The organism is Nocardia farcinica, assembly GCF_029867845.1.
GTDB lineage: Bacteria > Actinomycetota > Actinomycetes > Mycobacteriales > Mycobacteriaceae > Nocardia > Nocardia farcinica_A.
The window spans coordinates 1-4,837 of the sequence record NZ_JARWRU010001326.1 but is presented as its reverse complement, the minus strand read 5'-3'; the positions used below and the strand labels follow the sequence as shown (position 1 = coordinate 4,837).

The following is a 4,837-nucleotide window of genomic DNA, read 5'->3' as shown; positions in this document are numbered from 1 at the left end:
GTGGGGGTTTGGGCGCGGCGCCCAACCCCCCGCTCGGCGGGTCCGCCCCCCGGCGGCCCGGCCCGCCCCCCCCCCCACGACGACGCTGCTGGCCGAGCTCCCGAGCCACCCGAGCGCGGACGGCGTCGAACCGCCCGCGCGCCGGGCGCGGGTCGGGGAAGGCGTCGCAGACTGAACCAGGTAGACCGATTCGCAGGCTGAAGGCCGCCCACCGACCCCGGCGGACAGCACCGGCCTGTCCGGCCACGGTGGCGCGATCTCCTACCGTTCCCCCGGCCTGCCGTCGTAGGCGTCCAGGCAGGTGAGCGCGACTTCCAGTGCCAGCCCACGCTGCTCGACGGGGTGACCGAGCAGCTCCTCGATGCGTTGCAGGCGGTAGCGGACCGTGTTCTTGTGCACGCCGAGCGCCCGCGCGGTCGCCTCCGGGCTGCGCTGCTGGGTCAGGTAGGTGTGCAGAGTGCGCCGCAGCCGCGCCGAGGCGGCGTCCGGCCCGGCCAGGCCGCGCAGCTCCCGCTCGATCAGCCCGCGCATGGCCTCGGCGTCGACGCCGGCCAGGTAGGCGATCTCCACGTCCCGGTAGGCCACCACCCGCCGCGCGCCGTCGCCGCGCTCGGCCACCTGTCGTGCCGCCATGGCCTCGCGGTGACCGGTGCGGAAACCGGCGATCCGCGCGCCGGGCACGCCGAAGGCGACCCGCACCGGTTCGTCGATCGAGCCGGCGAGCAACTGCTCGATGCGGCCAGGCGCGGCCAGTTCGGCGGCGTGGGCCTGATCGTCGATGCCCGCCCACGCCCACATCCCGCTGGCCCCGGAGGAGACGGTGAGCAGCCCGGCCCCGCCGAGGTCGGCGGTCACCCGCGCGGCGACCCGGTCGAGCAGGTCGGTGACCTCCGCGTCGCCGCCGGGCTCGCTCTGGTCGGTCCACAGCACGAAGGCCAGATGGTGGCCGGTGAGTCGGTAGCCGAGGCGGAGCGCGGCCTGGTCGGTGTCGAGTTCCTCCCCCGCCAGCAGCGCCCGCACGGTCTCGGTGCGGCGGTTGAGCGCGGCGCGCAGCACCCGCTCGCGCTCCTCGACGTAGGTGTCGGTGAGCAGTTCCACCGACATGCTGATCCACTTGGTGGTGCGGTCGAACATCCGCAGCATGACCGCGCGCTCGATCCGCGGCGGCACGGTGCGCTGTTCCACCGCCTCGTTCATGTACTCGAGCACCGCCTCCATGCCCGCGTGATAGGTGCGCAGCAGCACCCTCAGGTCGAGGCCGCGGCGGGCGATGGTGCGGGCGAAGGCGTGCGCCTCCGGCGGCAGGCTGAACTCGAAGCTGTCACTGGTGAGGTTGCTCAGCAGGGTGCGCGCGTGGGCGCGGGTGCTCGCGGCCAGGTCGCGGCTCATGTCGCGGTCGGCCAGTTCGGGCACCCTGGCCACGATCGCGCTGTCGAGCCGCGCGACCACCAGCTCGAGGGTGTCCGAACGCATGGTGTCGGAGACGTAGTCGGCCAGCCAGGCCACCACCACCGGGTCGGTGCGACCCGGCTCCGGGCCCGGTGGCCGGTGCGACTCCGATTTTTGGCTCACGATCACAAATCGACCCGATCCGATTGACAAAATGGGCCAAGAATCTCCCCTTGTATTGTGCAACGATCATAGGTCAGTGAGCTGACTCACAGGTCGGCACACGGACGATGTCGCCGCACGACGTAGTGGGAGAACAGCAGTGACCAACACCGAGTCCGCGATCGAGCAGGTCGCGACCGAGCAGGCCGACACCAGGAAGACCCCCGCGAAGAAGCAGGCCCCGAAGAAGGCCGCCGCGGGCAAGGCCGCCGACGAGGCCGTCACGGAACAGGCGGTCACCGAACAGGCGGTCACCGAGCAGGCCGCCGTCCCACGGGTCGTCGAGGTGCGCAATCCCGGCACCGGCGAGGTCGTCGGCTCGGTGCCGGTGCAGACCTCCGAGGAGGTCGCCGCGGTCGTCGCCGAGCTGCGCAGGCACCAGCCCGGCTGGGAGTCGCTCGGCCCGGACGGCCGCAAGAAGTGGCTGCTGGCCTTCCAGGACTGGCTGATCGACAACACCGAGCGCCTGGCCGACGTGCTCCAGTCCGAGACCGCCAAGGCCCGCGGCGACGCGCTGATCGACCCGGCCTTCGGCGCCGACCTGATCGGCTTCTACGCCCGCCGCGCCGGCAAGTTCCTCGCCGACGAGCACCCCTCGCCGCACAGCCCGCTGGCGCGGGTGAAGAAGCTGACCGTCACCTACCAGCCGTATCCGGTGGTCGGGGTGATCACGCCGTGGAACTTCCCGCTGGCCATGCCGATCATGGACGTCTTCCCGGCGCTGGCCGCCGGCGCGACCGTGGTGCTCAAGCCCTCCGAGGTCACCCCGCTCTCGGCGCTCGAGCTGGCCAAGGGCTGGGAGGAGATCGGCGCGCCGCCGGTGTTCAAGGTGGTCACCGGTGAGGGTTCCACCGGCGCCGCGCTCATCGAGCACGTCGACTACGTGCAGTTCACCGGTTCCACCGCCACCGGCCGCAAGATCGCCGCCGCCTGCGTGGAGCGGATGATCCCCTACAGCCTGGAGCTCGGCGGCAAGGACCCGGCCATCGTGCTGGCCGACGCCGACCTCGAGCGCGCCGCCAACGGCATCGCCTTCGGCGGCATGTTCAACGCGGGCCAGGTGTGCATCTCGGTCGAGCGCGTGTACGTGGAGGCGCCGGTCTACGACGAGTTCGTCGCCAAGCTCACCGAGAAGGTCGCCGCCCTGCGTCACGGCCTCGACGGCCGCACCCTCGAGCACGACCTCGGCGCGCTGGCCAACGAGAACCAGGTGCGGATCGTGCAGCGCCACGTCGACGAGGCGGTCGCCGCGGGCGCGCGGGTGCTGACCGGCGGCAAGCGCACCGGGCAGGGCACCTTCTTCGAGCCCACCGTGCTCGTCGATGTCGACCACGGCATGAGCTGCATCAAGGAGGAGACCTTCGGCCCGACGCTGCCGGTGATCAAGGTGGCGAACGAGGCCGAGGCGATCCGGCTGGCCAACGATTCGATCTACGGCCTGTCCGCGTCGGTCTGGACCGGCGACAAGAATCGCGGCGAGCGCATCGCCCGCCAGCTCAACGCGGGCGCGGTGAACATCAACGACGTGTTCGCCAATCTGTTCAGCTTCGCCCTGCCGATGGGCGGCTGGGGCCTGTCCGGCGTCGGCGCGCGCTGGGGTGGCGCCGCGGGCGTGCGCAAGTACTGCAAGCAGAAGGCCATCACCAAGCCGATCGTGCCGACCCAGGAGCGCGAGCTGTTCTGGTACCCGGTCAAGGTGCCCAACCTGATGACCGCGGTGGGCGCCATGCGCCTGGCCGGTGCGCGTGGCCTGCGCAGGATCAACCTGCCCGCGCTGCTCGAACTCAAGCGCAACAGCGAGTCCTGACCACCCGCCGGACTTCCGGCTCTTCTTCGGGCACCGGCCCGCCACGCTCGGGGCGATGCGCTGTGCGGCACGACGCACGTCGTGGCGCACAGCGCTTTCGTCGTCTCCGTGGACTGTCTCGGAACCCACTTTCACAACCCGATACACATAATGTGATGAAGATCACAAGTATGGAATCGGCGGTAGAACTTTCCATTCGGTCGGGTTTTCTGTTCGATTACCGAGACCGCCGGTTACAGCACTCGAACCACGACCGGTCGCCGCAACCCACGCCATCCGCGCTGGTCAAGCGTCCAGATCGGCCGCCGTCACGAGGCGACCCGGCGACTGCCCATAGTTCGCCCGTTCGCATGGTGCGGATCACCACAGAACCCTCTATGCTGGGTAGTAACAAACCGTCGGACTGTTTCGATGGCGCAATCCAGACTTCCGGGCTTGATAAGGCTGGAAATTCAAGACCGATTCTGATAGCAAAGGGCTATGGACCCGCATTTGCGCGACCTGCGGTATTTCGTCGCCGTCGCTGAGGAACTGCATTTCACCAACGCCGCCCAGCGGCTGCACATCGCTCAACCCACCCTGTCCCGGCAGATCCGTCAGCTGGAACGCCAGCTCGACGTCGTGCTCTTCGATCGCAACCAGCGCAGCGTGGCGCTGACCGTCGCGGGCAAGGAACTGCTCGAAGGCGCGCGCAAGATCCTGGAGCTGTGGGAGGTCACCAACGTCTCCCTGCAGGAAGCGGGCGAGGTCTTACGCGTGGGCATCCAGTCCGCGCTCGGCCGCGGCCTGCTCAACGACCTGGAGAGCGCCAGCGGCTACCGCCTGGCCCTGCACGCCGCCTCCTGGAACGACGCCTCCAGCGGACTGGCGGGCAGGCAGGCTGACCTGGCGCTGGTGTGGCTGCCGCTGCCCGACTCCAACCGCTACCGCTGGCAGGTGCTGCGCACCGAGCCGCGCTGGGTGCTGCTCCAGGAGACCCACCCGCTCGCCGGCCAGGAGGTGATCGACTTCGCCGACCTGCTCGACGAGCCGTTCATCGCCCTGCCCGCCGAAGCGGGCGCCGTGCGCGACTTCTGGCTCGGCAACGACGCCCGGGGCGGACGCGCGCCCAAGATCGGCGCCGAGGCGGCCACTCCCGAGGACAAGCTCGAGGCCGTCAGCCTGGGTCTCGGCGTGTGCCTGCTGGCCGAGAACAACGTCCCCATGTACCGCTGGCCCGGCCTGACCGCGCGCCCGCTCAGCGGCATCGCGCCCTGCGAGCTGGCGGTGGCCTGGCGCGCCGACGACACCCGGCCCACCATCCTGGAGTTCGCCGGCCGGGCGATGGAGGGCGGTTTCGCCACCCTGCAACACCAGCCGCAGGCCGTCGCGAGCTGAACCGGCCCGGGGGGGGGGGGGGGGGGGGGGGGGGGGGGGGGG

The 4,837-nt window shown here is 70.6% G+C and carries 3 protein-coding genes; 2 read left to right on the top strand and 1 reads right to left on the bottom strand.

Features of this window, described 5'->3' with window-relative positions; genetic code table 11:
• Window positions 1-261: 261 nt before the first annotated feature.
• Window positions 262-1,572, bottom strand: a complete 1,311-nt coding sequence (locus tag QH283_RS29710; protein WP_280506223.1) for a PucR family transcriptional regulator — start codon at window positions 1,570-1,572, stop codon at window positions 262-264.
• A 325-nt stretch (window positions 1,573-1,897) separates the two neighbouring features.
• Here QH283_RS29710 and QH283_RS29705 point away from each other — a divergent pair, with 325 nt between their 5' ends.
• Together QH283_RS29705 and QH283_RS29700 are read left to right on the top strand one after the other, a co-directional pair.
• The gene (locus QH283_RS29705; protein WP_280506224.1) at window positions 1,898-3,418 is read left to right on the top strand and encodes an aldehyde dehydrogenase family protein; all 1,521 of its coding nucleotides are present in this window, start codon (window positions 1,898-1,900) and stop codon (window positions 3,416-3,418) included.
• A gap of 480 nt (window positions 3,419-3,898) precedes the next feature.
• Window positions 3,899-4,795 carry a LysR family transcriptional regulator gene (locus tag QH283_RS29700; protein ID WP_280506222.1) on the top strand — a complete coding sequence of 299 codons (897 nt, stop codon included), beginning with the start codon at window positions 3,899-3,901 and terminating at the stop codon, window positions 4,793-4,795.
• Window positions 4,796-4,837: the final 42 nt, after the last annotated feature.

Excerpts from the sequence above, each read along its gene's own strand:
- QH283_RS29700 (WP_280506222.1), top strand. The coding sequence starts at position 3,899 with ATGGACCCGCATTTGCGCGACCTGCGGTATTTCGTCGCCGTCGCTGAG.